This window comes from Bacteriovorax sp. Seq25_V (genome assembly GCF_000447795.1).
Classification (GTDB): Bacteria; Bdellovibrionota; Bacteriovoracia; order Bacteriovoracales; family Bacteriovoracaceae; genus Halobacteriovorax_A.
The window spans coordinates 1-22,841 of the sequence record NZ_AUNI01000014.1; the positions used below are offsets into that span (position 1 = coordinate 1).

A 22,841-nucleotide genomic window follows, 5' to 3' on the forward strand; every position below is an offset into this window, starting at 1 on the left:
CATAAAATTTAATCGAGGGGATACTAAGTGCACCATCTCCTTCAAGATGAGCAAAGGAGAGCACCCATCTTGAGCCATCCTCCATCTCATCTTTAGAAAAATACTTCGAGGCCCCATCATTATTAAGTGGGATATCCGTCTTCGCAAAAATCGAAATTGAAAACATCAGTAGTAACAAAAATTTATTCATAATCTATCCCATTAACAAAAAGAGAAATCAATCTTGCTTAATTCTCCTCCCCAAAAAAGAAGATGCCACCTATCGTAAGTAAGATAGAGCAATTAATTGACTAAGATGCCACTGACCAGAAAAATACTCAAAACTCAGAGCAACCTTACTCGACTCTACCGTAAAAAATCTTCCATACCTCGACACATCAATCCGTTGCATTTCCATAGACATATAACCGATATAACTTCTTTTCAAAACATCTCGAACAAACTTTTCCTTATTTTTTATTCCTTTCATAAACAGTTCTTTTGTTTTAAATGTAAACAACAACGTATGAAGAAGTGAGTCTTTTCTATCACGCCCACGCAGAACTTTTTCATACAACTGCTCAAGCGTTGCCGTCTTTAAAAAATCTCTAAATTCAACTAAGAATTTATTCAGAGCTATCATCTCTTCATCTGATAAATTCTCTTTTAAAATTGTTTCAGTGTCTTTTTCTATTTTTCCTGCTTGAGATAAAAATGGCTTAACATCAAAAAAGAGTCTTTGTTTCTTATATCTAAAACTTCCAATGTCTCCTTCTACATTTATTCTCATTTCTAAATAATGGGCATCTGCCCCTCCCACAGGATCACGCAAGATCGGAAATGAATCACAAATCTTAGCATTTGTCGCCAAACTCGTTTCTCCAGTATCCTTATCTCCGAGATTCTTAAAATCCACCAAGACCGAGAAGCCTTTAAATATTTCTGCCACATAGCACTTCTTCACTCCATTGATAAAATATTCACCATTCTTAATTTCTCCAATGACTTTACCCTTTAAATCTTTCTGTTCATAAAATTTAATCGAGGGGATATTAAGAACGCCATTACCATCGAGGTAAGAAAGGGAAAGCACCCATCTGGAACCGTCCTCCATCTCGTTTTTAGAAAAATACATCGAGGCTCCATCATTGTTGAGAGGGATATTTGTTTTTGCAAAAGTTGAAATTGAAAATATCAATAGTAATAAAAATTTATTCATGAACTTATCCCTTTGGGAATATTTGCAAAGCTTTAAATGCTCGACTGAATCAATAGGATTAAGGAATTTATCGGAATAGGTCAGTAGCTGACTTAATTAAGTTTTCTTAATCGAATTAATAAAGCGCTCTCACCCAAGGAACCTTTAAGGAAGTCTCTTTACCATATTCTACAATAATTTTTGAAAGTGGAGACTGATAGCTATTATAAAGGATATCTGAAGAATCAATGACAAAGACCAGACTGTGATCTCGATCGACCTTGTAAGAAGTTGTATTCAGATCAAATTTTAAAATATAATTTTGAAAAGGAATAACTGACCTTTTTGTTACTACCCCGTGTGTAATTAGCTTCGCAATATTTCGTGGCCCGACATCATAGAGATAACCAATAAGATGAATATTCTCATCAGTTGATTTAACCTTCAAACTAACTTCAACATTTCCTTGCACCAACAAAGTTTCAGAAAGCCTCTTTCCCTCAAACACAAGAGCATGACGACGAAATAATCGCGGGATATACTCAAATTTTGGAACACTAAAATTCCCATCAATAAGATCAGAAATAAATGGAATCCCACTGCCCGCAAAGGAATCAAAATAAGAAAAGTACTCATCACTTTCTTTTAATACCGGATAAGTCCCAAGTAATTTACCTGCTCCAAGCACTCCCCTCTCATTAAGATAAAGTGGTTTCTTAAAGCGATCAAACCTCTTAGAAGAAACAATGTTGCGTTCCTTTTTCAAGTCAGATTCTATAAACATATCCTTATCATGAATAAAAGGATGATCAATTCCTTTGAGCCAATAATCAAACCAAATCTTGGCAAAATTAAAATGAATATTCTTCTCAAAGAATAACCCACCAAGCTCTGTCGTCGCATGAGTTCCTTGAGCAAGAATTAATTTCTTAGGGCCTTTTAGTTTTTTAAAATACGAAAGAACATTATTTGGAGTAAAAAGATTATCGCCAAAATTATTAGCAATCATCACGGGAACTTTTCTCTTATTGACCTCGTCAATAAATTCAACAGGACTTCTCTCCTTCGCCCATTTTATAATATGCGCGATCTCTTTCTCATCAGAAGTCTCACTAAGCTTGTCAAAATATTCTTTCACATACTGAGGAGCGTTCCCCAAATACTTACCAGAGATAATTAAGAAATCTCCCCAAAACTTTCGAGGTGTTTCATTGGCATAAAGAGCATCAAGTAATGACCCCCACGCGCTCATGGCCACCACTGTTTTAATCCTCGGCTCTTTTGCGGCCATCATTAAAGACAACCCCCCACCATAAGAAATTCCAGATAGCCCAATTCTCTTCATATCAACCGAAGTATGATCTCTTAACCAATCAACAACCAACTTAAAGTCTGACGTGTCACTTGGACCAATAATATCAATCTCACCTTCAGAACATCCCCAACCACGAAGAGAGTAACTTAAAACCTGGTAACCTTCCTTCGCTAAACGCGTCGCCTGTCGTAAATACTCATGCTCATCAAGCAGCCAGCTATTCCCAAAAATAATTGTTGGAAACTTATTTCCATTCTTCTCTTTAGCATTAACCTTTGGCACCAAAAGATTTGCGCTTAGGACGAAACCATCATGAGTTTTGATTTTAATGTCATTTTGAAATGTGTAGAACTCACTATCTGGAACTTTAACATCCAAACAAATATTGGCCTTAGCCGATAAGGTAAAAACTAATAGCAACATAAATATTTTCATCTTTTTAGGTTCTCGTTGTATTAGGATTGTGTCAAACACATGTTTGTCTTTGTCAGAAAAAGAATTCATGTTAAAATAGGATAAGTATATAAAAATAGGATAAATAATGGACATCGATTACGGAATAGTCGGACAATTCTTTATAGCAATGCTTTCAATTCTTAACCCAATTGGTGCCATACCAGTTTATATCTCCATGACCGAAGACCTCTCTCGTCCTCAACGAAAGAGTATGACACGGGCCTGCTCCATTGCAGTCTTCATTACCATTACTGTATCCCTACTCCTAGGAAGTGATATCTTAAAATTCTTTGGTATCTCCATCCCATCATTTACCGTTGGCGGTGGCGTTCTTCTCTTCACTATGGCCCTAAGTATGATCCAGGCCAAAAACGTTGAGGCCAAGATGAACACTCAAGAGATCACAGAGAGCTCACTTCGCGAAATTGGTATCGTTCCCCTCGCGATCCCTCTCCTATCAGGCCCAGGAACTATTTCAACTTCCATTATCTACTCAAAGAACTTCCACTCGACTTTTGAATGGATTGCAGGCATTGCCCTGATGGCCGTACTCTCCACATGTGTCTACTTTGTTCTTATCAATGCTGATAAAATCAGAGAAAGACTTGGCGATCTCGGCGTTAACGTCATGACTCGAATCATGGGTCTTATCCTTCTTGCCATGAGTGTAGAAATGATGGTTGGTGGCCTCAAGAAAATGATTCCATTGCTTAATTCATAATTTTTACACACCGCGTCGACAACGGTACTTTCATGTGATACAACCCCTCAAATTCGAGAGTTCGAGGGACGTATATGAAAAATTGCTTATTGAAATCGACAGTGGCACTTGCAATATTATCAAGTAGTTATGCTATTGAAACCGATGCTGTAACCAAAGCATGGAATACCAAGATGGCGGAGTTTAATATGACTCCTAAGTACCATGGGTTTTGCTATTCGGCCCCAAATGGAGACATTCTAGGCCCAAATCCCCACCGCCGAGTAAGGCTTGCCTCGACTTCAAAATTAATTACGACTTTAATGGCCATTGAGAAACTAGGCCTTGATTACGAATATACAACAAGCTTCTATTATGACGGTGAAAACCTACACATCAAAGGTGATAACGATCCTGTTATGAGTAAGAGAAAATTATTCTTTCTCATCTCGCAATTAAATAACCTTGGGATCACGAAGATTAAGAATCTTACATTTGATAAAGAATTCAAGGTCTTTTCAATGGTTGAAGATATTGCTCACTCCGAGAAAAGACCAAGTATCGAATTAACGACAAAATCTTTAAAAGACTACTTCACTGTTAGTGAGTGGAACCTCTTAAAAACGGCCTATGAAAAGTTCATCACAGAAACACCACAAGAGGTCATCGATGAACTGCAAATAAGAACTTCACTCGAAGACATTCAACTGAGCGTAGATTCAATTTCTCACGTTGATAAGAATCCTTTGAAAGAAGAGAATCTTAAAACTTATGAAATGATTTCTCCAATAATTGCAAAGTATTTGAAGATCATGAATATCGACTCCAACAACTACATCGCTGATCAGGTGTTTGATAAAATCGGTGGAGAAAAAGAGTATAAAAAATATATCGAAAAATTGGTGGCCGATAAGTTTGGTGATTATAAATCACTCAGAGAAGAGTTTGATAAGAAAGAAGATAACTTCGCTTTCTATACAGGCTCGGGCCTGAATACAACGAGAAATGGCCAGCGAGTTGATAACTATGCCACATGTGCCATTATGGTTGAGCTGATGAAAGTTCTTGATGAGAAGCTCGATTCAATTACAAGAGAAATGCAGGAAGTTGTAGCAGTCCCTGGAGTTGATGGTGGAACGTTTAAAACACGTTTAAATACACCAAGACTAGCACGATCAATTGTTGCCAAAACAGGAACGCTCAAACACACTTCCACTCTTCTTGGAAAAGTTAGTGCGGAACAAGGTGATCTCTTCTTTGGTATGTTCCATCAAATGGCAGGCTGGAAAGGAAATGCCAAAATTGTACAAAACATGATGGTCAGTGAACTCCTAGACAACTATGGTGGACCAAAGAAGTTTGAATACAAAAAAGAATTCTTCTTTCCGGCTAGCGCTCCACTGAAATAATTTAGTATAATAGGGAGATGAAAAAACTCTCCCTATTAAAAATATTATTTCTTATCATTACTATCGCATTTGCAATTTACAGCTTTCAAAATTTCTACCTCAAACCAAAAAATAAAAAAATACTTTCTATCTCACCAGAGAATATTGAGAGAATTAAATCTAAAATGCTTCCAATAGAAAATCGTCCTCTCTCATATGACTTCAAAACAAACCAAGAAAATAAAAATGTAGATAGTGACAGTGAATATCTCGACGAACTCATCAAGCGCTCAGGCATCGACTACATCTCGCCAAAAGAAGGGATGAATATTCTCATGCTTGCGATTGAAGCGAATCGAGATGACCTTTTTGAAAAATACCTCGATCACTTCAAAGATCTCGAATATAAAAATAATTTTGGAGCAACCGCACTCGTTCTTGCAAGCTCGGGAGGCGACATAAACTTTGTGAAAAATCTTCTCAATAAAGGTGCCGATCCGAATGTGGAATTTAACAGAGCAAAATTCACACTTCTCATGGACGCGGCCATGGAAGGCAACACAGAACTCATCAGACTACTTCTCGCAAAAGGTGCTCGAGTCAACGATATCGACAACACAGGCATGACAGCACTTCTCTACGCAAGCAGAGAGGGACACACAGAAGTTGTTCGAATACTTATTGAAAACAATGCAGACAAGAGCGTACAAAATAAAAAGAAGATGAAAGCGATTGATTACGCCTATCTCTATAAGTTTGATGAGATCATCTCAATTTTAAAATAAAAATTGGGCCTTGATGTTAAAAAAACTGTAATGAAGATGTGAAATTGAGGATTTTGAAAGCACCAATTCTGATACCTTTATAGGGGTTGGTTAAAGGTGGGATGAAGACATTTGCAATTTTCATCAAGGCCAGGACCAACCTGTTGTTACTTATATATAAGCAAGAGGCGTGCCAAAAAACTTGACTAGAAAAGTAACAAATAGGGCCAATGTGACATCTAAGATTGGGGACAAAAGAGAATTAACGTTATCTGTCAGCACCACGCATTGCGTCATTGATTCATTTTTGGCTAAATTGTACCGAGAACAAACTGCTCCAGATAAATGGGGATAACATTGGGACTTACCTTCGTTATAATAGATCTTTAGCCGCTAAATATTTCAACTGCACAAAAAAATAGGATTTACTGCTAAGTAATTATTGAGTTTTCGAGCTTTCTATCCCCATTTAACTAAAGCAGTTTATTTGAGAAAACGAGAAAGAATCGAATTTAATTTGGGAGAAAGGGTTTGCGCCTCTTCCATTGAAAAACTATAAGGAAAAGAAATTCTAATTGAAGACTTTGCTTCTTCTTCAGAGTAACCCATGGCCAAAAGAACTCGACTTGGCTTAACTGCACCAGAAGAACAAGCAGAACCAGATGAAAGATCAATCTGTGCCATATCAAAGGCAGTAATTAAAATATCCGTCTTAGCACCATGAACGACGAGGTAAATAGTATTGAGATTTCTAAAATCTGCATCTGCGGCCGTTATTGTAATTCGTTCTTTAAAATTCTGAGTTAAAGAATTTTCAACAAAATCTCGCGCATCTTTTAATTCTTGTGGTTTGAAATTAGCCAGAAGCTCTACTAAAGCAAGCTTTAAGGAATAAATTCCATGAACATTTTCTGTTCCAGATCTCATTCCGGCCTGTTGGCCACCACCACGAATGAGAGCGCACCAATGGATGAGTCTTTCTTTGGCAAAAGAAAAACCAACTCCCTTCATCGCACCAAACTTATGGCCAGAGAAAGTATAGAAATCAATTTCACTATCAAGGTGAAGCGATGAATCTGTTTTACCAATAAGTTGAACGGCATCGACGTGAACAAAACAATTTGTTTCATTCTTTATTTTTGTTGCATCAGCAATTGGCCAAATAACACCGGTCTCATTATTAACATGCGTGAAATTCAAAAGAACATCACCATCTAATTTCTTAATATACTCAATCACTGAATTCAGATCGTACATACCATTACGATCGACGTTCATTGTGTGAAATTTTCCACCAAGCAATTCAATATGCTCTTTCTGGTTTACAACACAAGAGTGATCAGTCGCAAACGCAACGACATGAAAGTTTTCTTTCTTTGCTAAAGAATAAAAACAAAACCCTTTAATAACGTCGTTAATCGCCTCTGTTGCACCAGAGTGATAAAAAATTTCAAAGTACGGGAGATTAAAAGTTCTTTTAAGATAATCAGTCGTCTCATTGATAAGACGTTTTGATAATTTTCCAGACGAATGAATTGAACTAGGATTACCAAAAGGTAAAGCCCCTGAAGCAAACCAGTCAGTGACTGATTTAGCTAAAGGAGCTGTTGCGTTATAATCAAGATAGATTCTATTATTGATTAATTTCACCAATGCTTGTTCTAATTCCTGAAGCAAATGCGCTCATTCCACCATCTGTAGTAGCAGTAGTTGCAGCATTGTTTGCTTGTTGTTGTGCTTTTTCAGCATTAATTCTTTCAACATCACCTTGTACTTCAGAAGATTTTCTAACTAGGTCACCAAGAGAAGTTGTCGCAAGATAATCTCTCATGATAAAACCAAGGTTTTGAAAGTAATTCTTTGATAGGTGAAATTCAACTGTGTTTGCAGCTTCAGCTTCTGTTCCAACAATATCCTTTGCAGGATTAATGTTTTCTCCAACACAATCAAGAATGTCTTTTACAGTGATTTCATCCATGTTTCTAGATAAAACATAACCACCACCTGGTCCTCTTACAGATTTAACTGCTTGACCATTTCTTAGCTTTCTAAAAAGTTGCTCTAAGTAATGTAGTGAAATGTTCTGTCTTTCAGAAATTTCCTGTAAACGAACTGGGTTTCCGTTTGAGTGAGTTGTAAGATCGAGCATTGCTCTAACTGCGTAACGTCCTTTAGATGTAAGTCTCATTGGCCTTCCTCCATAAATCCAAATGTAAAGTTTTCTGATTCAAACAATTTTAAGCAAGTGTGTGCTTCTTGGGTTTCGCGTTCCTTGCTCACCCAGTCCAGTGAAGGCTAACAATCAGTTATCAACCTTCTTCGAATAATAGTATGACAAGGTTAAACGGTGTAAGTCAACATGATTTAATCAAATAATAAAAAAATAAATTTTATAGGCCTGATATGACCCTTGAGGGCACTAAAAATGAATAATAACAAGAGGTTATAAGTATCAAAATATCTTCAAGATTCTTGAGCAAAGTTTTTTACTCGGCTAAATTTGCTCACTTGAATCGCTATATTTTAATCTGCTTAAAAAAGAAGTTTCGCGATGGAAATTCTTCTGCACTTTTTAATTCATTCATCGTTATTTCTAAGAGATAAAAATTAAAACCTTCTCCTACTTCGCGAACCAAATCATTTAAATATTCTCTTCCCCATTCAATAAGAAAAAAATCTTTTCCTTCAAGATAAAGAGGAATTTCTAAATGAATGATTTCATCACGATTTTCGAGACGATAAAAATCTGCATGAACAATATTATCAACTTCGTTAATGATTGAATATGAAGGAGAAGTCGTAGATGATTTTTGATCAATAAATTTTTTTGTAAAAGTTGTTTTACCTGCGCCCACTACACCTTCGAGTACAATCACAGACGGTGTTTTAACGGCTTCTTTTAATTCAATAATAATATTATCAAGATCGTTTTCGTAAACTTTTTTCCAAGAGCGAACATCTGACAGTTCAAGACTCATTGTATCTCCTCTAAAAAATTTCTTTTTTCTATTTTCGTCGAAGAACAAAATTTATCATAGCAGGCAAATAATTTTCTAAACATTTTACATTGGATACTTTGAGAATAGGTCTAAGAATTTCTTTGTTACTGAATCAATTCCCTCAAAGATTGATTGAGCAATAATCCAATGTCCAATATTGTATTCTCTAAAAATTTTAAGCTCTAGTAGTGGAACAACACTCTCAAGAGTTAGGCCATGACCAGCGTGAAAAAGCATAGAAGAATCTTTTACAAGATCATAAGCCGACTTAAACTTCTCAAGGTATTCAGCAATATCTTCACCTTCTAAGAAGGCCTTTGCATATTGACCTGTGTGGATCTCAACTGCATCAGCTTTTAGTTCAAGAGAACGCTTCATTGTTTCTTCAGATGCTTCTACAAATAATGATATCTTTACACCCGGAATATTCTCTTTTAAATATTCCATCGTTTCTTTTACCTTCGAAAGATTAGCATCACTTAGATCGAGTCCACCTTCAGTCGTTTTCTCTTCTCTTTTTTCTGGAACAAGACAGATCCACTCAGGAGAACTCGCAACAGCAATTTCTGCAATCTCACGAGAACATCCCATTTCAAGATTGAGTGGAACACCAAACTTTCTTGTTACAAGAAGTACGGCCTGAACATCGGTATCTTGAATATGTCTTCTATCTTCCCTTAAGTGAATGGTAATTTGATTCGCCCCAGCTCTTAATGTTGCATCAGCAGCGTCCACAAGACTTGGATATCCCTCATCTCTTTGTTGTCTTAGAGTTGCGACGTGATCAATATTTACACCTAATTTACTTATCATTATTTTCTATCCTATTTCTTTTTTAATAATTGCAACTAACTCATTACAAATTTCATTAACAAGCTTGATATTGTCACCTTCCACCATAACTCTCGCTAAAGGCTCTGTTCCTGAGTAACGAATGATAATTCTTCCACGATCCTTGAGCTTAGCTTCGGCTGCTTTGAGTGCATCTTGTAAAGGAGCAATTGCTTCAAAAGCAACCTTATCTTTAACTGTAATATTTTTTAGGACTTGTGGGAAAAGTTCGATTTCTTCCGAGAGCTCCTCCATCGACTTGCCAAAATATTTCATGGCCTCAACTGCTTTTAGTGCGCCAAGAGTTCCATCCCCAGTCGTTGCGTAGTCAAAGAAGATAATATGACCTGAAGGTTCTCCTCCAAGTTTTGCATTACTTTCTTGCATATATTCCATGATGTAACGATCACCAACGCTTGTTCGATGAAATTTAAGCCCAAGTGACTTCAGGTAAATTTCAAGACCAATATTTGACATCACTGTACCAACAACTGTGTCACCTTTTTTAAGTTCTCCAGAGGCAAGCATAAGTTTTGCGAAAATCCCAATCAGCTTATCACCATCAATGAGAGTTCCATTCTTATCAATAATCTGAACTCTATCAGCATCACCATCAAGACAAATACCAAGATCAGCTCTAAGTTTTAACACCTCACTCTTTGCCATATCTGGATGTAAGCTTCCACAATTGAGGTTGATATTCTTTCCATTTGGATTAACTCCAAGAGAGAATACCTCGGCTCCAAGTTCAGAAAGAACCATTGGAGCGACTTTGTAACTTGCGCCGTTAGCGCAATCGACAACAATTCTCATTCCCGCAAGATCATACTCATCATCTAGTGCAGTCTTCACGTGAACGATATAACGTCCCTCAACACCTTCAAGACGTTTTGCACGACCAATATCTCCACCAACTTTGATTGGCATCTTATCCGGATTTAAAATAAGATCTTCAAGAATAAGTTCTACTTCATCAGGAAGTTTAAATCCGTCAGCATCAAAAATTTTGATTCCATTATCGTCAAATGAATTATGAGAAGCAGAAATCATCACTCCTGCATCAGCTCTCATACTCTTAGTTACAAAAGCTACACCTGGAGTTGGAAGCGGTCCCGTGAAAATAACACGTCCACCTTGAGAACAAACACCTGAGGCAAATGCCTGTTCAAGCATGTAGCAACTAAGTCTTGTATCTTTCCCAACTATAACAAGTGGTGTTTTGTTATTTTGGTTTTTCTTTTGAAAATAGTAAGTAACGGCACGTCCAAGTGCTGTTGCAACTTCAGAAGTCATTGGGTATATATTTGCTTTCCCTCTAATTCCATCTGTTCCAAATAATTTTCTTTCTGACATATATTCCTCTTTAATAATTTTGAACGAATTAAAAAACGTTAACTGATATCACTGGCGGGTTTATATTTAGTAAGTGTATTCCCTCAGGTAACTCGGCCCTTAGTCTTACATCAAATTTCCCTTTTTTACCATCCGGAATTTCAGCAAAAACCTTGATATCTCCAGCTGTTAGAACTCTTCCCTCAGGGGCTAGAACATCGAGGGAAACCATTGTTTTTGACGCTTTGAATCTTTGATGAGATGTCACAAACTTAATCTCTATCTTTTTAAGGGTTAGATTCGCACTCTTTGGTTTTATATTGTAAATGAACTTAAAATTAGGCTTTTCAAGGTAGGTGATAAAATCAGGTGGTTCAACTAGCTCCACATCTAACTCTCCGTTACCTGAAAGTGAAGCGAGATCAATGCCACGAGTCTTAGTGATTCCAAAACCTTTCATTATACTACGAGGACCCTCAACCATCACTGTTGCCGGAGCAAGAGTACTGTCAACAAGCTGTAGCTCATCTGCAAGATTTGTTTGAAACTGACTTTTAACTGGAATTTTCTTCTTAATCACGCGATCAAAGCCTAACTGAATCATCTCTGGGGCAAATTCAACGATATCGACACCGAAAGGAAGGATAAAGTCGTGCTCTGAAATTGAATAAGTTAAAGGCTTCTCGATATTTACTTTTCTCTTAGATAAATCAATTGTGATCTCATTATCATTTTCTCTAAATTCTTTTAAAAAGGCACGTGCGCCTTTTAGAGTCACCTCAACCTTTGACGATGACATCTGATCAACACCAACTCCAACAGGAGAGACAATATTAATCTTAAAAGAGCGCTTTAACTGAATTGGTTCTGAGTTAACAACATAGAACCACAAAAAAGATGCAGTTATAAAGCTTAGTACTTTGAGGATATGTCCCTCTAAAAATTTATTTCTCTTATCAAAAATCATAATTTACTCACTACCTGCATTTTTTCTTTAGAAATTGAGTTTCCTAGAAGTTGTGTTAATTTCTTTCTAAGCTCATTCTCACTTGAACACTGAGTGAAGAAACCTTCACTGCAAGTACTAATTCTTCCTGTCTCCTCACTTACCGTGATAACAACAGCATCAGATAATTCAGTGATCCCAAGGGCCGCACGGTGACGTGTCCCATAGTGACGATCGATGTCAACATTCTTCGAAAGCGGAAGAAAGCATCCCGCAGCAACAAGCATATTATCTCTAATGATAATCGCACCATCGTGCAGAGGAGATTTCGGTTGGAAGATAGCATAGATTAAATCACTGTGGATTTTAGAATCAAGACGAGTTCCTGTATCGACATAATTTTCAAGTCCATTTTTCTTTTCGAGAACAATAAGTGCACCAGTGCGTTCTTTGCTTAGAACACTACAAACACGAATGATCTCTTCGATATCAAAATCAATTGGAGAGCGATCAAAGAATTGAAACATCTTCCTCCCCGTTCCAACATTGGCAAGAGCTGCTCGAATTTGATCCTGGAAAAGAATAATAAAAATAATAAAGAAGTAATCGAAGAAATGATCAAGAATCCAGTTCAAAGTATAAAGGTTATAGCTTACTCCGATGGCAAATAGTATCGAGAGAAAAACCATCCCCGTTAAGATCTGAACAGCTCTCGTTCCTTGAACGATTTTTAAAACTTGATAAATCATCAAGGCTACAATTGAAATATCAATGAAATCCTTGAAAGTAATTTGATTAGATAGAACCGTAATGAGATTCATATATATACACCTATTCTTTTTTAAGTATGTTCAGTCAATTATGACACAACGTGCGTCTTTATATAATGCTGAAATATCATGCCTAGTGACTCAAAACCTATTTTAACCGACCTAGAACATCAAGAAAAAATCGCCCAATTCACACAACCCAGTAATCCAGTAGAATAATATTTATGAAAAAATTATTACTACTGACACTCTTAGGCCTTTTAAGTTCAACCCTATTTGCTAATGATGAAGTATTCCTACAAAACTCATCTTCAAGCATACCTCCAAATTTTGAGAGAGGAACACTTCCAATCCCAGAAGACACGCAGGCATTAAAAAATATAAGGGTATTAATCTTCCCACATACTTTGAAAAATGACTGGCGCCATGGAGTTCCAGATAATGCTACAACTTTTAAAATTAAGTCACCTGATAGTGTTATTATCACAGACAACAAGATTAGTCAGAAAATAACTGATGCAACAATAACTTTTAAAAATAAAACAATTTATGCGACTGTTGGAAAAAAGAAGATTAGCTTCAACTCACCTATTACGTTTACAGCGAAAAGACCAATTCTTATCGAACGTCTTGGTAACGAGACAAAATCGAACTCATACTATGGAAAGTTTAAAGTTGGAATTAACGAAAGTGGACTTTATATCGTTAATACGATTGATATGGAAAACTATCTCTTAGGTGTTGTTCCAAGTGAAAGTTCTGCGAGCTGGCCAATTGAATCACTAAAAGCACAGGCCCTTGCGGCCAGAAGCTATGCTCTTTACCACCTTCTTAACACGAAAACGAATAAGGACTGGGATGTCGACGACACTGCAAGATACCAAGTCTACACTGGTATTAATCATAGAAAGCCATCAACAGATAAGGCTGTAAACGATACTGCCGGTGAAGTTATCACTTATAACGGTGAAGTCATTGTCGCGTTCTTTCATTCTTATTCTGGTGGATATACAGATAGTGCAAAAAATATCTTTGGTTCAAACGAGGCTCCATATTGTGATATTTCAACAGAGGTTTTTACAAGAGATCACCTAAGAGAAAACCTATCTAAATCATCACAGTGGATTGTTGAGTCGAGAATGGTTTGGAAAAAGTCAGAGATCATCAAAAAACTAAAAGAAAGAGCAGACACAGCACAAAGATTTAAAAACTTTGATATCAACGGTGAACTTTCATTTAACATCCTAACAACGAATGTAAACTTTGATTCTGCACGTGATTTTGAACTAATCCAAGGCGACAATAGAGAAGAGATTTATTTCCGTGATTTTAGAGCAGCGCTAGGATGGTCGAATTTCAAAGGTTATCACTACTACTTTGAAGATGAAACGCCAACAGAAGTAACAATTAAAGGTTATGGCTGGGGTCACCATGTGGGAATGTCTCAATGGGGAGCTTATATGATGTCAAAGTATTTTGACTACAAGTATGATGATATCATTAAACACTATTATCATAATATTGAGATTACAAAAATTTAAGGGCCAAATTAATGGCCCTTTTTTTATGCTGCTTTTTTATCTGAATCAAAATCTAAATCTTGGTCTGTTGGACCTTCGATTTGGTCTAGAACATCATTTGAAATTAGAAGTTTCTTTCTTAGGGCCTCTCGAGAAATCCCCATCTCTTTCGCTGCTTTTGACTTATTTCCATTATTACGCTTTATTTCCGCTAAAATCATCTCTCTTTCAACAAGAGCTAATCTTTCTTTTAGAGGAATACTAAAGTCTGAAACATATGGAATCGCGCCAAACATTCTCTGCTTCTGAGCAACATCAATTAGCGGAATCGCATCATTTTCAAATGCAACTTCAGTAATGATATGTGCCTTTGGATTGTAAAGAACTGCTTTCTCTACACATTTTCTAAGCTCTGCAATATTTCCTGGCCAGTCATACTGAGTTAATTTCTCCATAGCTTTTGGAGAAAAGCTCTTAAGTAGTAAACCTTGTTTCTTACATTCACTCTTTAAGAAGTATTCTACAAGATGTTCAATATCATCAGCTCTTCTTCTAAGTGACTCAATTGACACATAAGAAGTTGATAAGTACTCATGTAACTCTTTATTAAAAGTTCCTGCTTCAACCATCTCGCCAAGATCCATAGATGTCGTCGCGATAATTTTTGAGTCAAAAGAAACTCGGCCTCCATCAAGACCTTTATTTTTTAAAATATGCAATAACTTATTTTGCATTTGAACATCAAGTTTTCCAACTTCATGAAGAACAACCGTTCCTCCTCGAGTAGTAGCAAAGACACAGTCAACTTCATTTGGACCAAATAGCTCTTTACTCAAAGTATCAAGATCTTTTGTTCCACAATCAATTGTTCTAATCTCATTCAGTCCACGACGTCCTTCATGGTGAAGAATTGTCGCATAAAGACTCTTTCCAACACCTCTCTCTCCATAAATAAGAGTCGGGTCTGCAATATCTTTAAGCTTCAAAATTGAATTTCTAAGTGAACCAACATGAGGTGTTTTTCCAATTAGAGCAAACTTTCTATCATATGGAGCAGAAAATCTTCTAATCTGTGACTTATCACTTACTGGATTGTAGTTATGAAATACAGATGAGAACACAAGGGCCAAAACCTTCATTGTTTTTTCATCTTCAATCGTAAATCGATCTTGATTTCTCTTATTAATAATCTCAATTACACCGATGATTTTATCTTCACGATTATGAATTGGATGACAGACAATCGACTTCGTTTTAAAATCGAGAACTTCGTCAAATTGATTATTAAAACGCGACTTATCATTATTTGTGTCAATATTTAGAGCAACACCTGTTGTAAAAACAGATCCGGCAATCCCCAAACGATAATCAAATTTTAGTGAACTCTTATCAACACCAAGAGCTGCAATCGCTTCAAGTTCATTTGTATCTGGATTAATAAGGAAAATACTTGCTCTTTGAGCATTAAGAATTCTTACAACTTCCTCAAGCATTGAATCGAGGAATCCATCTTTATCTCCAAAATGAGTAATATCTTTAAAAAGAGACAAAAGTAGAGAGAACATTTCAAAACCATCGCTGGCCTTTGTATATCTTTCTTTAAGAGCTGAATCGATTAAACAGTCCTTAAGGCGATCATTTGAAAATGACATCACGTAAGCTTCAAGAAACTTTTTAATTTTATCTTCTGTCTCAATCTCGACACCATAAATAATCTCTTCATCATCAAGACTATTAGTAAATGCACGAACGACAGATCCTGAAAGATCAAGGTGATACTTTTTAAATTGTAAAGAAATCGATAACTCAGTCCCTACTGATATTCTATCTTTTGTAGAAAATCCAAAACCTGTAACAGATATGTCAACGAGTTTAGCGTCTTCTATATATGTTAGATTACCTAAATCATCTTCTTGCTGTACTAGAAACCTTAAATTATCGGCCTCTTCAACAGGTATTCTGAACGACTGATAAAATTTGAATTCTGAAAAACTTGCAAGCATATTGGCTCCTTTCACGACAAAGCGCTTCATTTCAAAAGATTTATCGGTCAGCAGAACTAAAAACTTTAGCTTCTCGCCAACTTTTGATGGCACAGAGTGAACTGCTCAAGATTAAACTAGCCTGAAATAGGGTTAAATCATTTGATGAAAAATCTGTGACGTAAATTTAGATATTTCTGGTCCCCTTCTTTAGAAATAAGACTCATTTACAGAGGTGAATAACCCTACAAGCGGATTTAGGTTATAACAGAAAGATAAATTTTGACTCAATCAGTAACCTCAGGTCAGCACTCCTTTAGTCGTTACTGATAAATGAAAGCTATTGAACGTGAAAATCTTACTACTTTCCACGGGTTATATTAGCAAATAAGGAAAAATCATAGACAAGACTCATAGTTTTTGGCATTAAATACATATTACAAAATTAACATTTAAATTGGAGTAAACCATGATTTTTGAGGGTTCTGAAAAGAAGGCCGAGATTATTATTGATAAAGAGAAACTAAACCTTCTTGAACTTGATAATTCCCTCTGGACAAAACTTGTTGCTAAAGCAAACGCAACAATTCTTTCATCAATTGAGAATGAATACATAAAAGCATTCCTACTTTCAGAATCAAGTCTCTTTGTTTACCAAGATAGAATACTCATTATCACTTGTGGACAGACAACTCTCATTGATGCAATCAACTTCTTCATCAATGAACTTGGAAAGCTAAATATTAAGCAACTTATTTTTCAAAGAAAGAATGAATACTTCTCATATCTTCAACCTACAACATTCTTCGATGACATCAAAATTTTAGAAGAAAGTTTTGAAGGTCATGCATTTAGAATGGGAAATATGGATGATCATCATAACTTCGTCTACCATCTAAGAAACTCTTACTGCCCAGATGCAGACGATAGAACATTTGAATTACTACTTTATGAAATCTCTCCAAAAGCGAGAGATATCTTAATGAAAGAGAATGTAACAAAGGAAGAAATTAGATCATTTTTAAAACTCGATGAAATTCTTCCAGGATTTCAAATTGATGATTTTGTTTTCAAACCATATGGTTATTCATTAAACGCAATTAAAGATCAAGAGTACTTTACGATCCACATTACTCCACAGGAAGAAAGTTCTTACGTGAGTTTTGAAACTGATATCAACCTTAAAGATCATATTGATAAAATCATTGAAGCTTTTGAACCAGGAGCTTACGACTTTATCGAATTTAGACCTGAGAATGCAGGTTGTGGAAAAACAACTCCTGGTCTTTATGAATTAAAAACACAAGCACAGAGTCACCTGTCTTGTGGATACACAATGTACTTCTCTCACTTCTACAAGAAAAGAGAAGGACTATTAGCTCCATATACAATTTTATAAACGAAGGATATTTTATGCACAGTAATTTATGGGTAGAAGAAGTTTTTGAAGATATATACGGAATGAGATTTAAAGTTGAAAAAGTACTTTATTCTCAAAAGAGTGAATTTCAAACAGTAGACGTTGTTGAAACAAAGGGGCATGGTAAAATGCTTCTTAACGACGGCCTGGTAATGATCACAGAGAGAGATGAATTTGTTTATCACGACATGATCACTCACGTTCCACTATTTGTTCACCCTAACCCAAAAAAGGTACTTGTTATCGGTGGTGGAGATGGTGGTACAGCACGTGAAGTTTTAAGACACGCAGCTGTTGAAAAATGTGTCATGGTTGAAATTGATAAATGTGTAATTGATGCATGTATCGAGCATATTCCACAAACTTCTGAAGTTCTCAAAGGTCACGAAAAGCTCGAACTAATTGTTGGAGACGGAGTTAAGTACGCTAAAGAAACAACAGAAAAATTTGACGTTATTATCGTAGACTCAACAGACCCAATCGGTCCTGCGGCTCCACTATTTGGTCCAGAGTTTTATAATGATATCTATAGCTGTCTAAGTGAAAATGGAATTGTTGTTTCTCAGGGAGAATCACCATTTTTTAATGCTGATGTACAAAAGAGTATGCTTGAAGTTCTTAATGGAATCTTTCCAAAAGTTTTCATCTATAACTTCTCTAACCTATCTTATCCAGGTGGTTACTGGTCATTTACTTTTGCTTCAAAAGGTCTTGAGCCAATCAAAGATTTTGACGCTTCAAGAGTTGATGCTAGCAAGCTAGAATTTAACTACTACAATAAGGGCCTACATACGAGTGCTTTCATGATTCCATCATTTCACCGTAAGCACCTAAAAGGTCTGATCCAAAATCCAGAGACTCTTTTCTAAAAAATGAACTACTGGATTTTTAAGTCAGAGCCAGACACTTTTTCGATTGATGATCTAAAATCACGTCCAGGGCAAAAAGAGCCCTGGAATGGTGTTAGAAATTACCAAGCGAGAAATTTTTTGAGAGACGAGGTCAAAGTTGGTGACCTCATCCTCTTTCACCACTCAAGCTGCAAAGTGCCTGGGATAGCAGGAGTTGCAAAGGTTGTGAAAGCAGCCTACCCAGACCATACCGCACAAGACAAGACAAGCGATTATTACGATCCAAAAGCAACTCAAGAAAATCCAATTTGGTACATGGTAGATGTTCAATTTGTAGAGAAATTTACAGACGTCATTACATTAAAAGAAATTAAGGAAAATCCGAAATTCGAAAATCTCATCCTTACTCGTAAAGGAAACAGACTTTCAATTATGCCGATCTCAAAAAAAGAATTTGAAGAGCTTAGTAAATTAAGATCTTAAGCCCCTGCAAGAATTCTCGCCCCGGCCCCGTATAGGAAAACATAAGAAGAGCTGTCGTCATCACGATAGCGATAGCAAAAGTCGCAAGGATAAAAATCCCAGTGGTCCCAACACGATTTTTAAAACTCTGTTCGAAGTATAAATGAAGATCTTCCGTCTTATTATGAAGAGGCGCTTCAACCATCTCCGGTTGATGATCACCACCGAAATCACCTTGTAAATTTTCTTCTGAACTTGATGATGAACCACCATCTAAATCTAAGTTTGCTAAATCCATAACTAGTCTCCGAGGTACTTATCGGAGACTAGCAATCAAATATTAAGCGCTTTGTAGTTTTGAATGTTTAGCGTATTGAGTGTCAACCCCAAGGATATGACTTACGAGCCAGTTTTTAAGGAAGGCTACAAACTTCTTCTTATCAAGAGTATTAGATTTTAACTGCCCTTCATATTCCCCAAATTTTGCGAGCATATTTTCATGAATCTTCTTATGAGCAGCATAATCTGGGTAATTAATACTTCTCATAAACTCCTCTTCTTCCGAAAAATGAAACACAGTAAAGTTCTTTAATGATTCAAACCTTTCCATTGTCTCGCTTCTGTCGTCATCATTAAGAGAGAGAACAAGGTAATTAATCTTTTCAATCAACTCCTGGTGCTCTTCATCAACTTTATCAATACCGATAAGGAATTTATCATCCCACTTAAAGTCAGCTAAAACTTGCGTTACCTTCTGACCAGAAGTGACTTCTTCATAAGTTGATTCAAAAGACTCATCAAGTTCTTTAAACTCATCATTTAATGAGGAAGCAATTTGATAAGCCTGTTTTGCCACAAGAGTTGTTCTTTGATTATTTTGCTCTAGTAGATAAATGGCTTTTGAAATTTGCTCAACACCGATCGCTTGCTCAGAAGTTGATCTTGATATTTCTCCAATCTTTGCTGAAACAATATCCACAGTACTTGCGATCTCATTGAAAGTTCTCATGCTCTCTTCAACACTTTGGCTTCCTACTTCAATATTACGGGAAGCCATTTCAATAAGTGTATGTACTTTGTTAGTTGTATCATCAACAATTCTATTAACTGTCGTTAGACCTGACTCAAGGATTGCCGAAATCTCTTTCGCCGCTTCCCCTGACATATTAGCAAGGTTTCCGACCTCTTCAGCAACAACAGCAAAACCTTTACCGTGCTCACCTGCACGAGCCGCCTCAACAGATGCGTTGAATGAAAGAAGTTTCGTTTGAAAAACGATATCATTAATAATTTTTGTTTTTTCAGAAATTTCAGAGATTACGTTTTTAATTTGATCAAACTCTTTTGTATTTTCACTCATTGAAACTTCAAATTCATTATTACCATCTTTAATAACAGAGAATGCTCCGCCAAGTTCAGACATTACTTTCTGACCCGCACGCACTTTCTCAAGACAAGAAGTTGTCTCTCTCAATGACTCATCAGTGAAGTCACGATTAACTCTCAGTGTTGCATTGATCTGATCCATCGCTGAAACTGTTTGATGAAGTTGCTCAGCCTGCTCAATCGCCCCTTCAGAAAGGTTGCTACTTGTAGAGGAAATTTGATCAGAGACACCTGATAGAGAGTCAATTTTCATTTTTAGATTTGCAAGATGGGAAGAGACCTTCTTACTTTTTCGGTAATCAAGAATTTGAATAACTGCAATAATGGCCAACAAAAGGACACTAAAACCAAGTGTAAAAAAATTATCGCGATGATATAGAAAATTATAAACAATGTTACATGTCAATAAAGTTAATATGACTTTCATCATGATCTCCTGAGCATTTTATAAATTCTCAAGCCAGTTCGGATTTTTGTCAAATAATTGTAGCCATTTAGAGACATGATAATAATCATTAAAGAATCTTAATATTTTAAATACCTGAAAAAAAAAGGAGTCTTAAGACTCCTTTTTTTACATTTTTAAGTAAGTATAACCTTTTAAACAATCTTCATAGAAGTCAGTAAGGCCTACCCCTTCTCTCGGATTTATTAACCCGCGAGAAACCTGGTGATCAATTGCCTTTTTTACAGTGAAGGCCATGAACTGTGGATTGTACTGCATTGTTGAAAGAACTTGTGCAGCCGAAGTTCCTTTAATGATCTCTTCAATATAAAATCCTTTCGGATCATCTTCATGAGCGTAAACGTGAACTTCAGTAAGGCGTCCAAAAAGGTTATGCATATCACCCATAACGTCTTGGTAAGCACCTGTCAGGAAAATTCCAAGATAGTAATCCTCACCAGAAGCAAGGTCATGAAGAGGAATTGTCTTCTTCACACCTGTTTCCATATCAATAAACTTATCGATCTTCCCATCACTATCACAAGTAATATCAACGAGAGAAACTCTCTTCTCTGGACGTTCATCAAGTTTTGCGATTGGTACTACTGGAAGTAATTGGTCAATGGCCCAACTATCCGCTGCAGATTGGAATACAGAGAAGTTACATAGGTACTGACCAGCTAAATAATCTTCAAGATCAAGAGCTGTATCGTGTACGTAATCTTCTTTAGAAACAAGACTTGAAACTTTCTTTAAGACTTTCCAATAAATTGTTTCAATTTTAGCTCTCTCTTCAAGAGAAAGAATCCCAAGAGAAAATGCATTAAGAGCATCTTCTTTTAGTTTAGAAGCATCGTTGTATGCCTCCTGCCAATTTCTATACTTATCAAGTTCTTCATCAAGCTCTCTCATGTTAGAAACAAGGATATGCTCGCCTGTAGTTTTCTTCGTATCAAAATCAACATTTGTATTATCAATTTCACCAATAATATTTGTAATAACACAACTGTGGTGAGCAGTAATAGCACGACCTGATTCTGTAATAATATTTGGGTGATCAACGTCTTCAAGATCACAAACCTGCTTCAAACCATAAACGATGTCAGCAACATACTCTTCAATTTGATAGTTAATCGATGAATCATTTGTTGAACCAGTTCCGTCGTAATCGACACCAAGTCCACCACCAACGTCAAAGTACTCAAGAGGAACCCCAAGCTTAGCAAGCTTACAGTAAATTCTTGAACCTTCAGCAATGGCATCTTTGATCGCTCTAATATCTGTAATTTGAGAACCAATATGAAAGTGGAATAACTTTAATGAATCAAGAAGATCATTTTCTCTTAGAAGGTTTACAGCGAGAAGAATTTCACTAATTGAAAGACCAAATTTGGCCCTCTCTCCACCAGAACTCTCCCACTTTCCTTTACCCTTAACAGTCATCTTTGCTCTAATACCAATTAATGGTTGAACATTAAGTTCTTTTGCCAGACGAATAATTTTTGTAAGTTCAGTAAATTTCTCAACAACAATAAGCATCTTACGATTAAGCTTTCTTCCAAGAAGAGCAAGCTTAAGATACTCCTCATCTTTGTAACCATTAAGAACAGTTAGTGAGTCTTTATTTGTATTGTATGCAAGAACAGCTATCAGCTCTGCTTTTGAACCAGCTTCGAGTCCAAAGTTATACTTACTTCCAGCATCAACGATCTCTTCAACAACTTCTCGCATCTGGTTTACTTTAACAGGATAAACTCCAAAGAACTTTCCTTCGTAACTTGCATCTTCGATTGTATCTCTGAAAGTCTTATTTAGAAGCTTAACTTGAGCTCTAAGAATATCGTGAAAACGAAGAACCACAGGAAACTGAACGCCTTGAGATTTGATTTCTTCGATAACATCACTAATCACGATCTTTTGTTTTGAGCGCGATTTTTGAGGAAGAACGGAAAGATTCCCTTCTTCATTAATTTCGAAGTAACCTGCTCCCCATTTAGAAACATTATAGGCCTTATCCGCATCCTCTACGGTCCAATCATTTTTCAATACCGACTCCAAAAAACTGGTTGAAACCAGAAAAAAATATAATAAAAAATC

At 36.3% G+C, this 22,841-nt stretch carries 21 protein-coding genes; 7 read left to right on the plus strand and 14 right to left on the minus strand.

The features are described 5' to 3' along the window. The 3 genes from M900_RS17680 to M900_RS06220 all read right to left on the minus strand — a co-directional run. On the minus strand, positions 1-190 hold a 190-nt coding region (locus M900_RS17680; protein ID WP_021274133.1), incomplete at its 3' end, for a hypothetical protein. Positions 191-259: 69 nt separating this feature from the next. Further along, a complete protein-coding gene (locus M900_RS06215; protein WP_021274217.1) occupies positions 260-1,198 on the minus strand; it encodes a hypothetical protein in 939 nt (312 codons plus the stop codon). 115 nt (positions 1,199-1,313) lie between these two features. After that, complete coding sequence (locus M900_RS06220) at positions 1,314-2,915, minus strand: alpha/beta fold hydrolase (RefSeq protein WP_052600785.1); 1,602 nt, start codon at positions 2,913-2,915, stop codon at positions 1,314-1,316. 118 nt (positions 2,916-3,033) lie between these two features. On the opposite strand from M900_RS06220, the gene M900_RS06225 reads away from it, so the two are divergent. The 3 genes from M900_RS06225 (at position 3,034) to M900_RS17035 (ending at position 5,821) form a co-directional block, all read left to right on the plus strand. After that, positions 3,034-3,669, plus strand: a complete 636-nt coding sequence (locus M900_RS06225) for a MarC family protein (RefSeq protein ID WP_021274100.1) — start codon at positions 3,034-3,036, stop codon at positions 3,667-3,669. A 74-nt stretch (positions 3,670-3,743) separates the two neighbouring features. Continuing rightward, a complete protein-coding gene (locus M900_RS06230) occupies positions 3,744-5,057 on the plus strand; it encodes a D-alanyl-D-alanine carboxypeptidase (protein WP_034731739.1) in 1,314 nt (437 codons plus the stop codon). 17 nt (positions 5,058-5,074) lie between these two features. After that, positions 5,075-5,821 (plus strand): ankyrin repeat domain-containing protein, encoded by a 747-nt coding sequence (locus M900_RS17035; protein ID WP_021274043.1) that lies wholly within the window; start codon positions 5,075-5,077, stop codon positions 5,819-5,821. A gap of 462 nt (positions 5,822-6,283) precedes the next feature. On the opposite strand, the gene M900_RS06240 is transcribed toward M900_RS17035, so the two are convergent. The 7 genes from M900_RS06240 to cdaA all read right to left on the minus strand — a co-directional run bounded on the left by M900_RS06240 (position 6,284) and on the right by cdaA (position 12,729). Continuing rightward, positions 6,284-7,450 carry a cysteine desulfurase family protein gene (locus M900_RS06240; protein ID WP_021274296.1) on the minus strand — a complete coding sequence of 389 codons (1,167 nt, stop codon included), beginning with the start codon at positions 7,448-7,450 and terminating at the stop codon, positions 6,284-6,286. After that, positions 7,434-7,988, minus strand: coding sequence for an Rrf2 family transcriptional regulator (locus tag M900_RS06245; protein ID WP_021274219.1), 555 nt, complete (start codon positions 7,986-7,988; stop codon positions 7,434-7,436). Before M900_RS06245 ends, M900_RS06240 begins: the two co-directional genes overlap by 17 nt. Positions 7,989-8,316: 328 nt before the next feature. Continuing rightward, positions 8,317-8,778, minus strand: coding sequence for a tRNA (adenosine(37)-N6)-threonylcarbamoyltransferase complex ATPase subunit type 1 TsaE (gene tsaE, locus M900_RS17040; protein ID WP_021274066.1), 462 nt, complete (start codon positions 8,776-8,778; stop codon positions 8,317-8,319). 84 nt (positions 8,779-8,862) lie between these two features. Then, positions 8,863-9,612: a pyridoxine 5'-phosphate synthase gene (locus M900_RS06255; RefSeq protein WP_021274056.1), complete on the minus strand. Its 750-nt coding sequence runs from the start codon at positions 9,610-9,612 to the stop codon at positions 8,863-8,865. A gap of 6 nt (positions 9,613-9,618) precedes the next feature. Then, positions 9,619-10,983, minus strand: a complete 1,365-nt coding sequence (glmM, locus tag M900_RS06260) for a phosphoglucosamine mutase (protein ID WP_021274141.1) — start codon at positions 10,981-10,983, stop codon at positions 9,619-9,621. Positions 10,984-11,011: 28 nt separating this feature from the next. Continuing rightward, on the minus strand, positions 11,012-11,929 hold the full coding sequence (locus M900_RS06265) for a YbbR-like domain-containing protein (RefSeq protein ID WP_021274223.1): 918 nt from the start codon (positions 11,927-11,929) through the stop codon (positions 11,012-11,014). Then, the gene (gene cdaA / locus M900_RS06270; RefSeq protein ID WP_021274157.1) at positions 11,926-12,729 is read right to left on the minus strand and encodes a diadenylate cyclase CdaA; all 804 of its coding nucleotides are present in this window, start codon (positions 12,727-12,729) and stop codon (positions 11,926-11,928) included. The genes M900_RS06265 and cdaA overlap by 4 nt, the downstream gene beginning before the upstream one ends. A gap of 173 nt (positions 12,730-12,902) precedes the next feature. Between cdaA and M900_RS06275 the strand changes: the two genes are divergently transcribed. Continuing rightward, positions 12,903-14,219 (plus strand): SpoIID/LytB domain-containing protein, encoded by a 1,317-nt coding sequence (locus M900_RS06275; RefSeq protein WP_021274266.1) that lies wholly within the window; start codon positions 12,903-12,905, stop codon positions 14,217-14,219. Between the two features lie 23 nt (positions 14,220-14,242). Here the strand turns inward: M900_RS06275 and M900_RS06280 are convergent, their stop codons facing one another. Continuing rightward, positions 14,243-16,201: a sigma 54-interacting transcriptional regulator gene (locus M900_RS06280; protein ID WP_198295958.1), complete on the minus strand. Its 1,959-nt coding sequence runs from the start codon at positions 16,199-16,201 to the stop codon at positions 14,243-14,245. A gap of 448 nt (positions 16,202-16,649) precedes the next feature. On the opposite strand from M900_RS06280, the gene M900_RS06285 reads away from it, so the two are divergent. From M900_RS06285 to M900_RS06295, 3 genes are read left to right on the plus strand one after another with little or no spacing between them, the layout of a single operon-like run. Beyond that, a complete protein-coding gene (locus M900_RS06285) occupies positions 16,650-17,579 on the plus strand; it encodes an adenosylmethionine decarboxylase (RefSeq protein WP_021274204.1) in 930 nt (309 codons plus the stop codon). A 14-nt stretch (positions 17,580-17,593) separates the two neighbouring features. Then, complete coding sequence (speE, locus tag M900_RS06290; RefSeq protein WP_021274258.1) at positions 17,594-18,469, plus strand: polyamine aminopropyltransferase; 876 nt, start codon at positions 17,594-17,596, stop codon at positions 18,467-18,469. Between the two features lie 3 nt (positions 18,470-18,472). Further along, positions 18,473-18,934, plus strand: coding sequence for an EVE domain-containing protein (locus M900_RS06295; protein WP_021274102.1), 462 nt, complete (start codon positions 18,473-18,475; stop codon positions 18,932-18,934). Here the strand turns inward: M900_RS06295 and M900_RS06300 are convergent. From M900_RS06300 to speA, 3 genes are all read right to left on the minus strand, one after another. Continuing rightward, positions 18,915-19,211 (minus strand): hypothetical protein, encoded by a 297-nt coding sequence (locus tag M900_RS06300; RefSeq protein WP_021274061.1) that lies wholly within the window; start codon positions 19,209-19,211, stop codon positions 18,915-18,917. The genes M900_RS06295 and M900_RS06300 overlap by 20 nt on opposite strands. Before the next feature lie 42 nt (positions 19,212-19,253). Continuing rightward, positions 19,254-20,726, minus strand: coding sequence for a bacteriohemerythrin (locus M900_RS06305; RefSeq protein WP_034731743.1), 1,473 nt, complete (start codon positions 20,724-20,726; stop codon positions 19,254-19,256). A 147-nt stretch (positions 20,727-20,873) separates the two neighbouring features. Continuing rightward, entirely contained in the window at positions 20,874-22,790 is a 1,917-nt protein-coding gene (gene speA / locus M900_RS06310) for a biosynthetic arginine decarboxylase (protein WP_021274229.1), read from the minus strand. Positions 22,791-22,841 lie beyond the last annotated feature (51 nt).